The 15893-nt window shown below is 72.7% G+C and carries 15 protein-coding genes; 5 read left to right on the top strand and 10 right to left on the bottom strand.

Going from position 1 to position 15893, the window contains the following annotated elements:
* Window positions 1–80: 80 nt before the first annotated feature.
* From VKZ81_RS11100 to VKZ81_RS11090, 3 genes are all read right to left on the bottom strand, one after another.
* Window positions 81–1466: an MFS transporter gene (locus VKZ81_RS11100; RefSeq protein ID WP_324241400.1), complete on the bottom strand. Its 1386-nt coding sequence runs from the start codon at window positions 1464–1466 to the stop codon at window positions 81–83.
* A gap of 196 nt (window positions 1467–1662) precedes the next feature.
* Complete coding sequence (locus VKZ81_RS11095) at window positions 1663–2610, bottom strand: LysR family transcriptional regulator (protein WP_324241399.1); 948 nt, start codon at window positions 2608–2610, stop codon at window positions 1663–1665.
* A 3-nt stretch (window positions 2611–2613) separates the two neighbouring features.
* Window positions 2614–3375, bottom strand: a complete 762-nt coding sequence (locus VKZ81_RS11090; protein WP_324241398.1) for a GntR family transcriptional regulator — start codon at window positions 3373–3375, stop codon at window positions 2614–2616.
* Between the two features lie 154 nt (window positions 3376–3529).
* On the opposite strand from VKZ81_RS11090, the gene VKZ81_RS11085 reads away from it, so the two are divergent.
* Entirely contained in the window at window positions 3530–4219 is a 690-nt protein-coding gene (locus VKZ81_RS11085) for a hypothetical protein (protein ID WP_324241397.1), read from the top strand.
* Window positions 4220–4255: 36 nt separating this feature from the next.
* Window positions 4256–5206, top strand: a complete 951-nt coding sequence (locus tag VKZ81_RS11080) for a PDR/VanB family oxidoreductase (RefSeq protein ID WP_324241396.1) — start codon at window positions 4256–4258, stop codon at window positions 5204–5206.
* 10 nt (window positions 5207–5216) lie between these two features.
* Here VKZ81_RS11080 and VKZ81_RS11075 read toward each other — a convergent pair whose 3' ends face one another.
* Window positions 5217–6887, bottom strand: coding sequence for an alkaline phosphatase family protein (locus tag VKZ81_RS11075; RefSeq protein WP_324241395.1), 1671 nt, complete (start codon window positions 6885–6887; stop codon window positions 5217–5219).
* 184 nt (window positions 6888–7071) lie between these two features.
* Here VKZ81_RS11075 and VKZ81_RS11070 point away from each other — a divergent pair, with 184 nt between their 5' ends.
* The gene (locus VKZ81_RS11070) at window positions 7072–7284 is read left to right on the top strand and encodes a hypothetical protein (protein WP_324241394.1); all 213 of its coding nucleotides are present in this window, start codon (window positions 7072–7074) and stop codon (window positions 7282–7284) included.
* A gap of 76 nt (window positions 7285–7360) precedes the next feature.
* Window positions 7361–7627 (top strand): DUF3040 domain-containing protein, encoded by a 267-nt coding sequence (locus VKZ81_RS11065; protein WP_324241393.1) that lies wholly within the window; start codon window positions 7361–7363, stop codon window positions 7625–7627.
* A gap of 4 nt (window positions 7628–7631) precedes the next feature.
* Here the strand turns inward: VKZ81_RS11065 and VKZ81_RS11060 are convergent, their stop codons facing one another.
* From VKZ81_RS11060 to VKZ81_RS11045, 4 genes are all read right to left on the bottom strand, one after another.
* The gene (locus tag VKZ81_RS11060; RefSeq protein ID WP_324241392.1) at window positions 7632–9098 is read right to left on the bottom strand and encodes a DHA2 family efflux MFS transporter permease subunit; all 1467 of its coding nucleotides are present in this window, start codon (window positions 9096–9098) and stop codon (window positions 7632–7634) included.
* Window positions 9095–9667, bottom strand: a complete 573-nt coding sequence (locus VKZ81_RS11055) for a PadR family transcriptional regulator (RefSeq protein ID WP_324241391.1) — start codon at window positions 9665–9667, stop codon at window positions 9095–9097. The genes VKZ81_RS11060 and VKZ81_RS11055 overlap by 4 nt, the downstream gene beginning before the upstream one ends.
* A gap of 219 nt (window positions 9668–9886) precedes the next feature.
* Window positions 9887–10945: an NAD(P)-binding domain-containing protein gene (locus VKZ81_RS11050; protein WP_324241390.1), complete on the bottom strand. Its 1059-nt coding sequence runs from the start codon at window positions 10943–10945 to the stop codon at window positions 9887–9889.
* 39 nt (window positions 10946–10984) lie between these two features.
* Window positions 10985–11983, bottom strand: a complete 999-nt coding sequence (locus VKZ81_RS11045) for a threonine ammonia-lyase (protein ID WP_324241389.1) — start codon at window positions 11981–11983, stop codon at window positions 10985–10987.
* A gap of 56 nt (window positions 11984–12039) precedes the next feature.
* Here VKZ81_RS11045 and VKZ81_RS11040 point away from each other — a divergent pair, with 56 nt between their 5' ends.
* Window positions 12040–12480 carry a hypothetical protein gene (locus tag VKZ81_RS11040; protein WP_324241388.1) on the top strand — a complete coding sequence of 147 codons (441 nt, stop codon included), beginning with the start codon at window positions 12040–12042 and terminating at the stop codon, window positions 12478–12480.
* 130 nt (window positions 12481–12610) lie between these two features.
* Here the strand turns inward: VKZ81_RS11040 and VKZ81_RS11035 are convergent, their stop codons facing one another.
* Both VKZ81_RS11035 and glpK read right to left on the bottom strand, forming a co-directional pair.
* On the bottom strand, window positions 12611–14320 hold the full coding sequence (locus tag VKZ81_RS11035; protein ID WP_414709362.1) for a glycerol-3-phosphate dehydrogenase/oxidase: 1710 nt from the start codon (window positions 14318–14320) through the stop codon (window positions 12611–12613).
* 37 nt (window positions 14321–14357) lie between these two features.
* Window positions 14358–15875 carry a glycerol kinase GlpK gene (gene glpK, locus VKZ81_RS11030; RefSeq protein WP_324241387.1) on the bottom strand — a complete coding sequence of 506 codons (1518 nt, stop codon included), beginning with the start codon at window positions 15873–15875 and terminating at the stop codon, window positions 14358–14360.
* Between the last annotated feature and the right edge of the window lie 18 nt (window positions 15876–15893).

Below are 15893 nucleotides of genomic sequence, written 5' to 3'. Positions count from 1 at the left end.
GTGCACCGAGTCTCGGAGATCCCGGTACAACAGGCCAACAGATGTTTTCGAAGCAGTAGATCTGAAAGGTAGATGCAGACTCAGGGGCGAGCGCCGTCGGCGACCCGGGACGACGGCGCGCTCGGCGCGGCGACGCCGTGGAGGTCCTGCTGCTTGATCAGGCTGGTTCCCACGGTCTCACGCAGGCTCAGCGCGGCGATCAACCCGATCGCCCCGGCGACCATGAGGTAGGGGCCCGGAACGAGCAGGCTGCCCGTGACGGAGATGAGGACCGTCATGAAGAACGGGACCGTTCCGGCGAAGAGCGCGGCGGTGACGTTGTAGGCGATCGACAGCCCGCTCTGCCGGGTCCGGGTCGGGAAGATCTCCGCGGACCACACGGCGTAGGTGCCGAGGATCGCCGAGAGGATCGTCGACAGCCCGAGCACCGCGACGACCGTGCCGAACATCCCCGTCTGCATCAGCAGGTACGCCGGGGTCGCCACGATCACGAGCGCTGCGGCGGCGCTGACCATGATCGGCCGGCGCCCGACCCGGTCGGACAGCCAACCGAACAGCGGCACCAGGAACAGCCCGAGCATCGAGGCGAACGTCGAGAGCAGCGCGGCGGCATCGTCGGGGTGCTCCAAGTGCTCGGTCTCGTAGTTCACCTGGTAGGTGAGCACCGCGTAGAACAGCACGTGCATGCACGTGATGAGGCCGGCGGCCTGCAGCAGCTGGCGGAGGTTGTTGCGGAGCAGCTCCCGGGCCGGTTGGCGCGACACCGACCCCGTCATCTCCAGCGCGCGGTACTCCGGGGTGTCTTCGATCTTGGTTCGGATGACGTAACCGATGACGCCCAGCGGCGCTGCGATGAGGAACGGGATGCGCCAACCCCACGCGGTGATCTGCTCGGGCGTGAGCAACACCGAGATCAGGTAGAACGTGAACGCCCCGGCGAGGAAACCGAGCAGCGACCCCACCTCGAGCCAACTCACCCCGAACCCGCGGCGGGCGCGGGGCGAGTACTCGGCCAGGAAGCTCGCGGCGCTGCCGAACTCGCCGCCGGCGGCGAAGCCCTGGATCAGCCGGAGCGCGACCAGCAGCACGGGCGCGGCCAGGCCGATCGTCGCGTACCCGGGCAGGATCCCGATCCCGAGGGTGGCTGCGGCCATCACGATGATGACCAGCGACAGCGTGCGCCGCCGGCCGATGCGGTCGCCGAGCGGGCCGAGCACGAGGGCGCCGAGCGGGCGGATGCCGAACGAGACCGCGAACACCGCGAACACCGACAGCACCCCGGCGAGCTCGTTGTCGCTCGGGAAGAACACGGTCGCGATGGTGGTGGCGAGATAGGCGTAGACGGCCCAGTCGAACCAGTGGACGAAGACGCCGATCGCGCCGGCGGCCACGCTCCGGCGCAACGAGGCGGGATCCACGGGGGCGATGTCGGCGGGCGTGGCTGGGCGTGCGGTGGGGTCGGACACGGGGGCCTCCAACGGATGGGCAGGGGAGGACGGCAGGCCCGTGCTGGCGTCCCTGCCGGGAGGGGCCGTCAGACGCCAGCGGCTGTGCGGGGCACGCTATGCAAGCACCAGGAATCGTTCAAACAGAGATAATTTGTCCAACGCATCAGAATTTCTGATGCAGAGTCTTTTGTGTTGCAGGGAGGTGTCGCAGCCGTTAGGGCGGTGTGGGACGCCCGCCCCAGGTCGCGGAACGGAGTCGTTGGACGACCTCGCGCACGGTGTCGGTGACGGCGCGGGCGCGGGCGCTGCGTCGGATCGACTCCATCCACGCCACCACGACCGACAGCGCCGGAACGTCGTCGGCGATCGGTCGCGCCTCGACGTGACCCCCGTTGTAGGTCCCGTTCAGCACCGGACGCTGGTTGAGCAGGGAATAGCCCAGGCCGCGGGCGACCATCCCGCGCACCGCCTCCACGCTGCTCGACCGGTAGGCGATCCACGGGGGCGTGCCGGACGTCGCCACCACGTCGCGGAAGTAGTCGCGGCTGTGGGGGAGGTCCAGCAGCACCATCGGCTCGCCCACCAGCTCGCCCAACCGCACCTCCGGCTGGTCGGCCAGCCGGTGGCCCGGCGGCAGGATGACGTACGGCGGGACCTCGGCGATGACCTCCCGCGCTACCCCGGGGCCGAGCCCGAGGTCGTAGGTCACGGCGGCCTCGACGGTTCCGCTGCGCAACGCGTCGCTCACCGCACCCGCTTCGAGCTCGAGGACTTCGACCTCGAGCTCCGGGTAGTTCGCCCCGAGCTCGGCGAGGAGGTCGGGCAGCACGAACGGGACCAGGGTGATCATGAAGGCCAGCTTGATGTGGCCGCGGACCTCGTCGCCCCGACCGCGCGCGGCATCCAGCACCTCGCCCACGTGCGCGAGCAGCCCGCGCGCATCGCGCAGCAGCTCCTCGCCGGCCGCGGTGAGCACGAGACCCCGGGCATGCCGGCGGATGAACAGCGCAGTGCCCACCTGTCGTTCGAGCTGGGCGATCGCCGCCGACACGGCCGACTGGGCCACCCGCAGCTCCTCGGCCGCCTTCGTCATGCTCAGCGCCGACGCCGCCTCGACGAAGTAGCGCAGCTGGGTGAGGGTGACGTCCGGTTGCCTGCTCAACCGTCAGTCCCCGAGCCCGCTCGCACGCAGGTGATCGATCATCATCGACTGGGACCGCATGATGTGATCGCGCATCGCCCTGCGGGCCTGCGGGCCCCGCCCGTTCGCGATCCGATCCAGGATGACGTCGTGGTCGTCCACGTAGATGGCCTGCAGCGCCTCCGGTGTGCGGATCGCCCGCCGGACGGTGTCCTTCGGGAAGTACCGGTGCAGCTCCTGGATCATCTGCCCCAGCCGCCGGTTCCCGCCCGCGTTGTGGATGATGCCGTGGAAGGTGTCGTTGAAGTGGCGCAGCCGCTCGCCGGCGGCCGCGTCGGATTCGTCGTCCAGCTCGTCCAGCGCTGCGACGGCCGCCGGTAGGAGATCGGAGAGCGCCTCGTGCGCCTCCCTGAGGCGCCGGGTGATCTCGGGATCGTCCGCCTGCGCCGCCAGCTCCGCGGCGAACCCCTCGAGCTCGGCGCGGACCTGGTAGACCTCCTCGAGTTCGCGCAGGGTCGGCACCCGCACCCGAGCCCCGCGGTTCGGGATGAGCTCGACCAGGTTGAGCGCCTGCAGCTTGCGCAACGCCTCGCGGGCAGGGGTGCGGCTGACGCCGAACCGCCGGCAGACCTCGTCCTGCTGGAGGTGTTCGCCACGTGCGTAGCGGCCCGCCAGGATCTCGCCTTCCAGGATGCGCGCGATCTGGTCGGCGTAGCTGGTCGGGGTCTGGAGCCCGACTCCCGGGCGCATGACGCCGTCGCTCATGTGGCCCTCACATCTGGTCATCGTAGGCAGCTGACCGGGACCGACGGGCCTCGCCCGGCGCCGGCCTGCGACCGCGCCGCTGCCGGCCCGTCTCGCGGAGGGCCTTGACAGCGGTCACGCCGCCGGATTGTATCCATGGATACATGGATCCAAATCGAGTCCGGAGGAGGCGGCGATGGTCGATGTGCGGAAGGTGCGGGGCGGGGGCGGCCTGGACCCGATCCGGGCGGAGGTCGACGAGCTGCTGGACTCGGTCGTCGAGTCCACGGCGAAGGCGACCGAGGCGTTCTTCGCCTCGTACGACGAGAACCCGGACCCCGCCCGGCTCGCCGCGTGGCTCGCGCCGAGGTGCTGGCGGGAGATCGACTACGTGTTCCTGCTGAACGAGGAGATCGCCCGGTACGGCATGCGGTTCGAGCGCCGGCACATCACCCTGCTGGCCAAGCAGTCGTTCCAGGAGGCCGAGCACTACGACATGGTCGGGCGGGCCATCGAGTCCCTCGGCGGCACCGTGCCCACGTCCGTCCCGCCCGAGGCCGAGCCGTGGAGCAAGTTCCTCTGGGAGTGCCTGGACCGCCATCCCCTCGCCGCGATCGCCGCGTGGAACCTGTCGGAGACCTCCGCATCCGGCAGCTTCGAGCCGACCTTCCGGGGCGCGGAGCGGCACGGCCTCGACGAGGTCATGCGCATCTACAAGCGGATCGAGACCGATGAGAAGTTCCACGTCGGTCTCGGCCTGCAGATGCTGTCGACCTACGCCGAGGACGACGAGGACCGGGCGGAGATCCTGCGCGCGATGCGCGGTATGCGCGACATCGCCTGGAAGACGTTCACACCGGAGTCCGTCGACGCGGCGAGGGCCTGATCGGATCCCGGTCGCTACGAGGAAGCGGGAAGGGTCGTGACGGACACCTGGACCACCCTCGAAGTCGAGTCGGCGCAGCTGTGCGCCACGGACGTCATGGCGATCACGCTCGTCGACCCCGGTGGCGAACCGCTGCCGGGGTGGGCGCCCGGAGCGCACATCGACGTCGATCTCGGCGCCGGCTTCGTCCGGCAGTACTCCCTTTGCGGAGACCCCGGCGATACCGGTCGGTGGCGGATCGCTGTCCTGCGCGAGCGGGCGGGCAGGGGCGGTTCGGAGCGGGTGCACAGCCTGGTCCGGGCGGGGGTGAAGCTGCCGGTGCGTGGGCCGCGCAACCACTTCCCGCTCGTCGACGCCGACCGCTACCTCTTCATCGCGGGCGGTATCGGCATCACGCCGATCCTGCCGATGGTCCGCCGGGTCGCGGCGCAGGGGCGGCCGTGGACGCTGCGCTACGGCGGCCGGTGCCGCGGCGCGATGGCCTTCGTCGACGAGCTGCGCGCCGTACCCGGTGGTGATCTGGACGTCGTGCCCGAGGACGAGCGCGGGCTGCTCGACCTGCGGGCCGTCCTCGGGTCACCGACCGAGCGCACCGCGATCTTCTGCTGTGGCCCCGAGCGGTTGATCGCGGCCGTCGAGCGCGAGGCGGCGCACTGGCCGGCGGGCTCGCTGCACCGGGAGCGCTTCAGCGCGGCGCTCGTCGACACCGGGAGCGGGGGCGGGGCGTTCGACGTCGTGCTGCAGCGCAGCGGGCTGCGGCTGACCGTGCCCGAGTACGACTCGCTGCTCGAGGTCATCGAGAGCGCCGGAATCGACGTGGAGAGCTCCTGCCGGGCGGGCATCTGCGGAACGTGCCTCGTGCGGGTGTGCGCCGGCGAACCCGATCACCGCGACGACGTGCTCTCCGACGACGAACGCGCGCGGGGGGACGTCGTGCTGCCCTGCGTCTCCAGAGCACGCGGGCAGGTGCTCGTGCTCGATCTGTGAACGACGGCCGTCAGTGCTCGTCGGCCGCAGGGCCCGGGCCGAAGGTCGAGAGGAAGCGGTCCCGGAAGTCCTCCATCGGCCAGACCGGGGCCGCAGGGCCCGGCCGCAGCCCGTCGTCCCATCCCCAGCCCGCGATCCGGTCGAGCACGGCCGGGTCGCGGGTGATGATCGAGATCGGGACGTCGTGGCCCGCCCGCGGCCCGGTGATCATCGGCGCGGCCTGGTGGTCGCCGAGCACGATCAGCACGAGGTCGTCGTCGCCCGCGTGCGCCGCCCACGACACGAGCGTCTGCATCGAGTACGCGATCGAGCGGCTGTAGGCGTCGCGAACGGCGTCGGTGCCCTTCGCCCACACCGCGTCGCGCGGCTCGCCGGTGGCGAAGGAGGAGAAGACCGACCCGTCGCCGACCTGGTCCCAGCCGATCACCGGGGGGATGAGCGGCCACGGGGCGTGGCTGGAGGCGAGCGCGATCTCGGCCAGCAGCGGCGGCCGGTCCGGCCGGCCGTGCTCCATGCGCTCGAACGCGGCCATCGTGTACTGGTCGGGCACGCTCGCCCAGCCGAGGTCGGGGCCGCGGTAGCCGAGCGCCGGGAAGTCGAGGACGTGCTGGTGGCCGTAGAAGCGCGCCTCCGGCCACTCCCCGGTGGTGCCCGGCATGACCGCGACGGTCCGCCAGTCCGCCTTGGCGAACGCGCTCACCAACGTCAGCCGGTCGCTCGCCATGAGCGCGTCGTGGCGGGCCTGGTTTGCCACCCGCATCCCCGACAGCAGGGTGGCGTGCGCGAGCCAGCTGCTGCCGCCCGCCACCGGCGAGGTGAGGAAGCCGCTGCGGGCGGCGAAACCGGCGGCCGCGAGCTCGGCGTCGCCCGCCTCCAGCGCTGCGACGACCGGGCCCGCGAGCTCGGGCCGTTCCAGCGCGCTGCGGCCGTAGCTCTCGACGAACGCGAACACGACGTCCTTGCCCCGCAGCGCCGTGAGCAGCTCGTCGCCGGGCACGTCGCGGAACGGGTCGTCGGTGAGGGCCGCCGAGAACGCCTGCTGGTCGAGCAGGCTCGCGGGCAGCTGCTGCGCGCGGTGCGCGGCGGCGATCGCCGCCGACGCCGACGCGACCGGCACGTCCGGCACCAGCTGGGCGCCGAACACCGCGCACGCCACCCAGAGCGGGGTGAGCACGGCGATCGCGCGGGCGGCGGGGCGCGGGTGGCGTACCGTGACGCGGGCGAGCCGCACCGCCGCGAGCGTCACGAGCGCGAGCAGGCCGACGGCGAGGAGGATCGCGCCGACCACCACGGCGACCTGCCCGGCCGGGCCGATCGACGAGCCGAGGAAGCCGAGGCCGTCGTCGAGCAGCGCCCAGTCCAGCACGGGGTCGAAGGGCCGGGCGAGCACCGCGGAGAAGCCGAGGTCCATCAGCTTCCCGAGCGCGACCAGGCCGAGCACGGCGCCGCCCACCAGCGCGACCGGCCCGCGGGCCCGCGCCGGGAGCACGAGCAGCACGGCGACGGCCACGAGCGCCTCGACCGGCAGCCTTAGGAACGCGGCCGGGGTGAGCTCGGCGGCCTCGTCCGGCGCGACGAGGACGACCAGCACCAGCAGCGCGGCCAACGCCGTGACCAGGCGGGCCGCCCATCGCGGGCGAGGCGGATCCGCGTTGCCGACCGCCTCGGGTCGAGGGATCATTCGGTCGTGCTCCTCCGGCTCGGCGGACCCCCGTGGCCCGCATGTGGGACACGCGGTCCCGAGGCGAAGAGTTCACCACCCCCGTGATCGGCGGTCTCCGGGAGGTCACATCTCGGCCACGCCGTTAACGGAGATCGACAGCGTTCCGATATGTGGACGCAACAGGGGGGGGCTCGGGGGGAACATGACGATCACGTCGCCGTGGCAGCCGAGCGGGTCCGCGCAGAGCGGGCCCGAGCGGCTCAAAGCGCTGTGGAAGTGGCTCACCACGTGCGACGCCGAGGGCTGCGCAGAACGCCCGGTGCACCTGGGCTGGTGCGCCCGCCACGCCCCCGCCTACGACCCCGGGCCCGACGAGTACTGGGGCGACGAGGAGACCGATCAGCCCGCCGTTTGATCGCGCTCCTCGCGGGAACCCGCAGACCACCCCGACCTGAGACGTGTGCGCGGGGCCCAGCCGGGGAGACGATGCGATGCTCAACCAGAACGAACGGCGGCGTCTCGAGGAGATCGAGCGCCGGCTGCAGGCCGAGGACCCCGAGTTCGCGCAGCGGTTCACGCGGTGGACCGCGCCGCCCAGCGGGGGCGGCGGCTCGACCCTGCTGCCCCTCCTCCTGATCGTCGTCGGCGCGCTCGGGCTGACGCTGTCGCTGCTCGTGGCGTTGCCCGCGGTCTTCATGCTGTCGCTCGCCGCCACGGTCGGCGGCGGACTCTGGTTGCGCCGCAAGCGCCGGCTGTAACCCGTCAGTCGCCCGCGACGACCGCGGGGCCCCGGCGCAGGTGGACCGGCCGCGCGAAGCACAGCACCGCGACCAGCCCGAACAGCAGCACGACGGCGGGCAGCAGCAGTGACTGCCCCATCGCGGCCGCGAACGCGGCGTGCTGCTCGGGGGGCAACCGGGTCACGGCCGCCTCGGCGTCACCGGTCATGCCGGGCAGCAGCGCGGCGAGCCGCGCCTCCATGATCGCCGCGATGCCCGCGCTGCCCAGCACCGCGCCGACCTGCCGCGTGGTGTTGTAGACCCCCGACGCGCCGCCCGCGTGCGCCATCGGGAGGTTGCGGGTGGCGGTGCTGCCGATCGGGGCCCACACGAACGCGCTCGCGGCCCCGACGAGCACCAGGGGGAGCACCAGCTGCCAGATCGGCGCCCCGGGCACGAGCGCGCCCGCGAGCCAGAACAGCGCGGCCGAGAAGCCGGTGATCCCCACACCCGCGAGGTAGCGCGGGTGGTGGCGGTCGGCCATCCGCCCGGCGAGCGGCGCCAGCAGGCCCGAGACGACCGCCATCGGGGCGAGCAGCAGCGCCGCCTCCGTGGGGCTGAGCCCGCGCACCCCCTGCGCGTACAGCATCAGGGGGAACGACATCGCCGTCACCGTGAACCCGACGGTGGTGATCGCGACGTTCGCGAGGCTGAAGTTGCGGTCGCGGAACAGCCCCATCGGCAGCAGCGGCTCGCCGGAGTTGCGCAGCTGCCAGAACACGAACGCGACGAGCAGGACCAGCCCGGCGGCGATCAGCGTCCACACCGAGATCGGGCCCGCGATCGTCCCCCAGTCGTAGGTCTGCCCCTCCTGGATGCCGAACACCACGAGGAACATCCCGGCCCCGCTCAGCGCGACGCCGATCAGGTCGAACCGGTGGACGTGCGTGGGCAGGGTCGGCACCAGCCGCGTGACGAGCACGAACGCGACCGCCCCGACCGGCACGTTGACGAAGAAGATCCACTCCCAGCCGAGCCCGTCGACCAGCACACCGCCGAGGATCGGGCCGACCAACGTGGCGATCCCCGCGACCGCGCCCCACAGGCTCATGGCGCGACCCCTGCGGTCGGCCGGGAACGTGCGGGTGATGACCGCCATCGTCTGCGGGTTCATCAGCGACGCCCCGAGGCCCTGGACGATCCGGGCGAGGATCAGCTGCTCGACGGTCGTGGTGAGCCCGCACCACAGCGACGCCAGGGTGAAGATCACCAGGCCGACGAGGTAGACCTGCTTGGGCCCGAACCGGTCGCCCAGCCGTCCGGTGACGAGCAGCGGCACCGCGTACGCCAGCAGGTAGGCGCTCGTGACCCACACGACCGACGCGACGTCCGCGCCGAGGTCGGTCATGATCGCGGGCGTGGCCACCGACACGATCGTGGCGTCCACGAGGATCATGAAGAACCCGATGGAGAGCGCCCACAGCGCGGGCCACGGCGAGGCGCCGGTCACCGCTCGTCCTCGTTCGGCCACCGCAGCTCCTCGCGTTCGAGCCGACCGATGAGGTCGGTGAGCCAGTTCAGCTCGGTTCTGAGCTGTTCTCGCTGGTAGTGGGTGTCGAGCAGGTACGCCTCCGGCACACCCCGTTCGGCGGCCGACCGCAGCAGCGCGTCGCACTGGGCGACCTCGCCCTCGATCCGGCGCGTGCGCGTCCGCAGCAGCTCCACCGCCTCCGCGCGGGGGAGGTTGTGCGCCTCGCCGAGCGCGACCGGGAACTGCGGGTACTCGTTGACCGGCACGGCCAGCAGCGTGCGGATCCGCTCGGCGAGCGCCTCCCGGCCCGCCTCGGTGATCTGGTAGGTGGTGCGCTCGGGACGGCCCCCGTTGCGCTCGGTGCCGGTGGCCTCGACCAGCCCGACCTCGGCCATCCGGTCCACCGTGTGGTACAGCGAGCCGGGCCTGACCTTCACGCGCCGGTCCTCGTGCCGCTCCAGCAGCAGCCGGTACATCTCGTAGGGGTGCATGGGCCGCTCGGCGAGCAGGGCCAGCACCGAGATGCCGAGGGGGGTCACGGGCGTCACGGCCCCTCCTGATCACTCCGCACCAAATACTCCGCGCCGAATATTAGGGGTGGAGTGAGGCTGGGTCCAGCCGGTGTGAGGGCCGCCTCGGTGCGGGCACAGGGGATCGATCGGGGGCCGGTGATCCGGTGTTACGGGCCGGCCACCATCAACCCGTGGAGTCGTCCGGAGGGGCGGCCCCGCACGATGCGCGGCGCCACCAGGTCGTCCAGCGGCGGGTCAGGCCGCCGCCTGTCCCCGCAACAGCGCAACCACCTCGCGCGCCGCCGCCTGCCCCGCCCGGTTCGCCCCGATCGTGCTGGCGCTGGGCCCGTAGCCGACGAGGTGGATCCGCGGGTCGGCGACCACCCGCGTGCCCTCGACGGCGATGCCGCCTCCCCGCCCGCGCAGCCGGAGCGGGGCCAGGTGGCCGAGGGCGGCGCGCCACCCGGTGGCCCAGAGGATCACGTCGGCGGCGGCCGAGCTGCCGTCGGCCCAGGCGACGCCGTCCGGGGTGATCCGCTCGAACATCGGCAGCCGGTCGAGCACCCCCGCCTCCTGCGCCGCGCGCACCTCGGGGGTGAGCGGGAGCCGGGTGACGCTCACGACGCTCTGCGGCGGCAGCCCGGCCCGCACCCGCTCGTCGACGCGGGCCACGACGGCGCGGCCGTAGTTCTCGTCGAACGGACCCTCGTGGAACTCCGGCGGGCGCCGGGTGACCCACGTCGTCGCGGCGGCCACGGGCGCGATCTCCATCAGCAGCTGCACGGCCGACGTGCCCCCGCCGACGACCACGACCCGCTTGCCCGCGAACTCGTCCGGGCCCGCGTAGTCGGCGGTGTGCAGCTGCCTGCCGCGGAAGGTCTCCGCGCCCGGGTAGCGCGGCCGGAACGGCCGGGTCCAGGTCCCGGTGGCGTTGATCAGCGCCCGCGTGATCCAGGTGCCCGCGTCCGACTCCACCCGCAGGTCGGAGCCGGCCTCGCGGACCGCGGTCACCCGCACCGGCCGGCGCACCTGCAGGTCGAAGGCGCGCTCGTAGGCGTCGAAGTAGGCGGGCACGATCTCGGCGGCGGGCAGGCTGCGGTCGGCCGGCTCGAACGGCAGGCCCGGCAGGTTCGAGATCCCGTGCACGCGGTCGAGCCGCAGCGTCGGCCAGCGGTGCCGCCACGCGCCGCCCGGCCCGTCCTCGCGGTCGAGCACCACGAACCCGGAGCCGGGGGCGAGCCCGGCCCGGCGCAGCCCGTACGCCGCCGACAACCCGGCCTGCCCGGCCCCGATCACCACCACGTCGCTGCGCACGCCCACCCCAACGCGCGCCGGGCGCGGAGAAGTCCCGGGTCAGCGGGATGCGGGGGTCCGCGCCGGCAGCGGCGTGGCCGCGAACCGCTGCACCCAGCCCGCGACGTCCTCGGCTGTGACGTTGCCGCCGCAGATCACGAGGCCGAGCCGGGCGTCCGGCCCGACCCGGTCGAGCACCCGGTGCGCGGCGGGGACGAGGCAGCCCGCCGCGGGCTCGGTCCACACCTTCGCCTCCTCGGCCAGCGTGAGGCAGCCGCGCACCGCATCGGCGTCCGGGACGACGATCACGTCCTCGACGAGCGCGGCGACGTGGGCGAGCGTCAGCTCCGAGACGTACGGGGGAGCCAGCGTGGTGGCGATGGAGGTCGGCGCCATCGGGACCGGGGCCCCCGCGGCGAGCGCCCGCGACATCGAGTCGGCCCCCTCGGTCTCCACCCCCCACACCCGCACGCCGGGCCGCTGGGCGCGCACCGCGGTGGCGATGCCGGAGATCAGCGCGCCGCCGCCGATGCTCACCAGCACGTCGGTGACGTCCGGTGCGTCCGCGGCGAACTCCAGCCCCACGGTGCCCTGGCCCGCGATCACCACCGGGTCGTCGAACGGGTGCACCAGCGTCCGCCCGCCGGCGACGAGCTCGTCGAGGAGGGTGAAGGCCGTGGAGACGTCCGGGGTGAGTCGGACGTCCGCGCCGCGGGCCCGGGTGGCGGCGATCGAGCGCTGCGACGCCGTCTGCGGCATGACCACGGTCGCGGCCACCCCGAGCACGGCCGCGGCGTCGGCGACCGCGATGGCGTGGTTGCCGCCGCTGACCGTGGCGACCCCGGCCGCGCGCTCGGCCGCGGACAGCCCGAGCAGCTTGGTGACCGCGCCGCGCGGCTTGAACGAGCCGGTGCGCTGCAGCAGCTCCAGCTTGCACGTCACGGGCACGCCGAGGTGTTCGGCCAGGCCGGGGCTGGGCACGGTGGGGGTGCGCACGACGTGCGGGGCGATGCGCTCGGCCGCGGCGGCGACGTGGTCGAGCGTGATCAGGTTCGGCACCCGGCCAACGGTAGTGAGGGCTGGCGCAACGCGGCGCGGGATGATGGGGTTGGTACGTGCTGCGCGCCTCCCGGGCCGGGCTGCTGAGCACCCGCTACGACATCACCCGAGACGATGAGGCGATCTCCACCTGGAAGCCGTCCGCCTTCATCGGTGGTGGGAGCTTCGAGCTCGGCGGACACCGCTACGACGTGGCCCGCGGCGGGTGGACGGGCCGCCGCTACCGGTTGTGCGACGAGACCGGACGGGTGGTGGCGCTCGCCGACGGCGTCGGCCGATCCACCTGGACCCTGGAGACCGGCGGCCAGGTGCACACGTTCGAGCGGCCCTCGCCGTGGCGGCGCGACCAGGTGCTGGTGCGCGACGGTGCGCAGGTCGGCACGGTGCGGCGCACCAGCGCGTGGTTCGGGGAGGCCGAGGCGGAGCTGCCCGGGCTGCCGCAGGCGGTGCAGGTGTTCGTCCTGGTCAGCCTGCTCGCGGTGTGGGACGAGGACTGACCCTGCATCCCGCCGCGGCTGCACCCGCACCCCGACTCGCGCACACCGAGACCACGACTCGCCCGCACGCACACCGCGACTCGCATGCACCGAGGGCGCGACTCGCCGACATCGAGAGCGCGACTCGCCGTCAGACCACCGGGACGATCTCGGGTGCGCCCATCCGGGCGGCGTCGGCGGTCTCGTCGTCTGGCATCTTCTGGCTCTCGCGCTCGGCCTCGACGCGCTTGCGGTAGTGCTCCACTTCGCGCTCGATCTGCGCCTCGCTCCACCCGAGCACGGGGGCGACGAGCCGGGCGACCTCCTCCATGGCGCCGATGCCGCGGTCGAACGTCTCGATCGAGATCCGGGTGCGGCGGGCGAGGAAGTCGTCCAGGTGCCGGGCGCCCTCGTGCGACGCGGCGTAGACGATCTCCGCGCGCAGGTGGTCGGGTGCGCCGGTGAGCGGCTCGCCGAGGCTCGGATCGGCGACGATGAGCTCGAGCACCTCGTGGATCAGCGACCCGTAGCGGTTCAGCAGGTGCAGGATGCGCGCCTCGTGCAGCCCGTACTGCTCGGCGAGCAGCGGAGCGGCGTTCTTGAGCGCCTCGTAGCCGTCGGCGCCGAGCAGCGGCACCTTGTCGGTGACCGACGGCGGGACCTTCACGTGCAGCGCGTGCACCGCGGCGTCGACGGCGTCCTTGGCCATCACGCGGTAGGTCGTGTACTTCCCGCCCGCGACCACCACCAGGCCGGGCACCGTGTGCGCGACGGCGTGCTCGCGCGACAGCTTCGACGTGGACTCCGACTCGCCGGCGAGCAGCGGGCGCAGCCCGGCGTAGACGCCTTCGACGTCTTCGTGGGTGAGCGGCTGCTCGAGCACCGCGTTGACGTGGTTGAGCAGGTACTCGATGTCGGCGGCGCTCGCGGCGGGGTGGGCGAGGCCGAGCTTCCAGTCGGTGTCGGTGGTGCCGATGATCCAGTGCCGGCCCCACGGGATGACGAACAGCACCGACTTCTCGGTGCGCAGGATCAGCCCCGAGTCGCCGCGGATGCGGTCGCGCGGGACGACGAGGTGGATGCCCTTGCTCGCCCGCACGTGGAACTGACCGCGTTCGCCGGCGAGCGCCTGCGTCTCATCGGTCCACACGCCGGTGGCGTTGATGATCTGCTTGGCGCGCACCTGCAGCACCCGCCCGGACTCCAGGTCGTGGACCTCGGCGCCGGTGACCCGCTCGCCCTCGCGCAGCAGCCCGACGACCCGGGCCCGGGACGCGACGTGCGCGCCGTAGGCCGCGGCCGTGCGCGCGACGAACAGCGTGTGGCGCGCGTCGTCGACCTGGCCGTCGAAGTAGAGCAGGCCGCCGACCATGGCGTCCTTGCGCAGCGAGGGGAAGATCTTGCGCACGCCGCGGCGGGTGAGGTGCCGGTGGCCGGGCACCCCGCGGGAACGACCGGACAGCAGCGCGAGCGTGTCGTAGAGCGCGACGCCCGTGCCCGCGTAGAACCGCTCCCACCCGCGGTGGGTGAGCGGGTAGATGAACGGCACCGGCCGCACGAGGTGCGGCGCGAGCGTCTGGATGAGCAGCCCCCGCTCCTGCAGCGCCTCGGCGACGAGCCGGAAGTCCAGCATCTCCAGGTAACGCAGGCCCCCGTGGATGAGCTTGCTGGACCGGCTCGACGTGCCCGAGGCGAAGTCGCGTGCCTCGACGAGCCCGACGGACAGGCCGCGGGTGGCGGCGTCGAGGGCGGTACCGCTGCCCACGACGCCGCCCCCGACGACCAGCACGTCGAGTTCGGTCGAGCTCATTGCCTCCAGCGCCGCCTCGCGGGCCTGCGGGGAGAGCGCGACCGATCTCATGGTGTTCCTCTTCTCCTCGCGGGAAGGTGAGCGTCGCTCAGTCGACGTCCACCCAATCCAACGTCCGCTGCACGGCCTTCTTCCAGCGCTCGTACCCGGCCGCGCGCTGTTCCTCACTCCATTGCGGCGTCCAGCGCTTCGACTCGTTCCAGTTGGCGCGCAGCTCGTCGGTGTTCTTCCAGAACCCGACCGCGAGGCCCGCCGCGTAGGCCGCGCCGAGCGCCGTGGTCTCCGCCACGACGGGCCGGCTGACCGGCACGCCGAGCACGTCGGCCTGGATCTGCATGCACAGCTCGTTGGCGGTGACGCCGCCGTCGACCTTGAGCACCTCCAGGTGGACGCCCGAGTCCTTCTCCATGGCCTCGGCGACGTCGCGGCTCTGGTAGCAGATCGCCTCGAGCGTGGCCCTGGCCAGGTGGGCGTTGGTGTTGTAGCGGGACAGGCCGACGATCGCGCCGCGCGCGTCCGAGCGCCAGTACGGGGCGAACAGGCCGGAGAACGCCGGCACGAAGTACACGCCGCCGTTGTCCTCCACCTGCCGGGCCAGCGCCTCGCTCTGCGCCGCCCCGGAGATGATGCCGAGCTGGTCGCGCAGCCACTGCACGGCCGAGCCGGTCACCGCGATCGAGCCCTCCAGCGCGTACACCGTGGGCTCGTCGTCGAACTTGTAGCAGACGGTGGTGAGCAGGCCCGACTTCGACCGCACGAGCTCGGTGCCCGTGTTGAGCAGCATGAAGTTGCCGGTGCCGTAGGTGTTCTTCGCCTCGCCCGGGGCGAAGCACACCTGCCCGACCGTGGCCGCCTGCTGGTCACCGAGGTCGCCGGTGATCAGCAGCTCGCCCGCGAACGGCCCGTTCGCCCGCGTGGTGCCGTACCCGTTCGGGTTCGAGCTGGGCCGGATCTCCGGCAGCATCGAGCGGGGGATGCCGAAGAACCCGAGCAGCTCGTCGTCCCAGTCGAGCGTCTCGAGGTCCATCAGCATCGTGCGGCTGGCATTGGTCGGGTCGGTGACGTGCACGCCGCCGTCCCGGCCCCCCGTGAGGTTCCACAGCAGCCAGGTGTCGGTGTTGCCGAAGATCGCGTCGCCGCGCTCGGCCGCCTCCCGGACGCCGTCGACGTTCTCCAGGATCCACTGGATCTTGCCGCCGGAGAAGTACGTGGCGGGCGGCAGGCCGGCCTTGCGCCGGATGACGTCGCCGCGGCCGTCGCGTTCCAGCGCGGACGCGATCCGGTCGGTGCGCGTGTCCTGCCAGACGATGGCGTTGTAGAGCGGCCGCCCCGTCGTGCGGTCCCACACGACGGTGGTCTCGCGCTGGTTGGTGATGCCGATGGCGGCCAGGTCGGACGCGCTGAGGTTGGCCTTGTTCAGCGCGCTCTGCACCACCGCGGAGGTGCGTTCCCAGATCTCGGTCGGGTTGTGCTCCACCCAGCCGGCCTGGGGGAGGATCTGCTCGTGCTCCAGCTGGTGGCGCGCCACCTCGTTCCCGGAGTGGTCGAAGATCATGAATCTCGTGCTGGTCGTGCCCTGGTCGATGGCACCGACGAACTCGGCCATGCGTGTCTCCTCTGCGTC

It is taken from the genome of Pseudonocardia sp., assembly GCF_035305885.1.
Taxonomy (GTDB): Bacteria; Actinomycetota; Actinomycetes; order Mycobacteriales; family Pseudonocardiaceae; genus Pseudonocardia.
Note: the sequence above shows the minus strand (reverse complement) of the source record. Positions and strands in the feature narration are given on the sequence as shown.

What these genes read in the sequence shown, in the direction of transcription:
- VKZ81_RS11090 (WP_324241398.1), bottom strand. Translation starts at nt 3,375, where the DNA reads ATGACCAGATGTGAGGGCCACATGAGCGACGGCGTCATGCGCCCGGGA.
- VKZ81_RS11085 (WP_324241397.1), top strand. Translation starts at nt 3,530, where the DNA reads ATGGTCGATGTGCGGAAGGTGCGGGGCGGGGGCGGCCTGGACCCGATC.
- VKZ81_RS11075 (WP_324241395.1), bottom strand. Translation starts at nt 6,887, where the DNA reads ATGATCCCTCGACCCGAGGCGGTCGGCAACGCGGATCCGCCTCGCCCG.
- VKZ81_RS11070 (WP_324241394.1), top strand. Translation starts at nt 7,072, where the DNA reads ATGACGATCACGTCGCCGTGGCAGCCGAGCGGGTCCGCGCAGAGCGGG.
- VKZ81_RS11065 (WP_324241393.1), top strand. Translation starts at nt 7,361, where the DNA reads ATGCTCAACCAGAACGAACGGCGGCGTCTCGAGGAGATCGAGCGCCGG.
- VKZ81_RS11035 (WP_414709362.1), bottom strand. Translation starts at nt 14,320, where the DNA reads ATGAGATCGGTCGCGCTCTCCCCGCAGGCCCGCGAGGCGGCGCTGGAG.
- glpK (WP_324241387.1), bottom strand. Translation starts at nt 15,875, where the DNA reads ATGGCCGAGTTCGTCGGTGCCATCGACCAGGGCACGACCAGCACGAGA.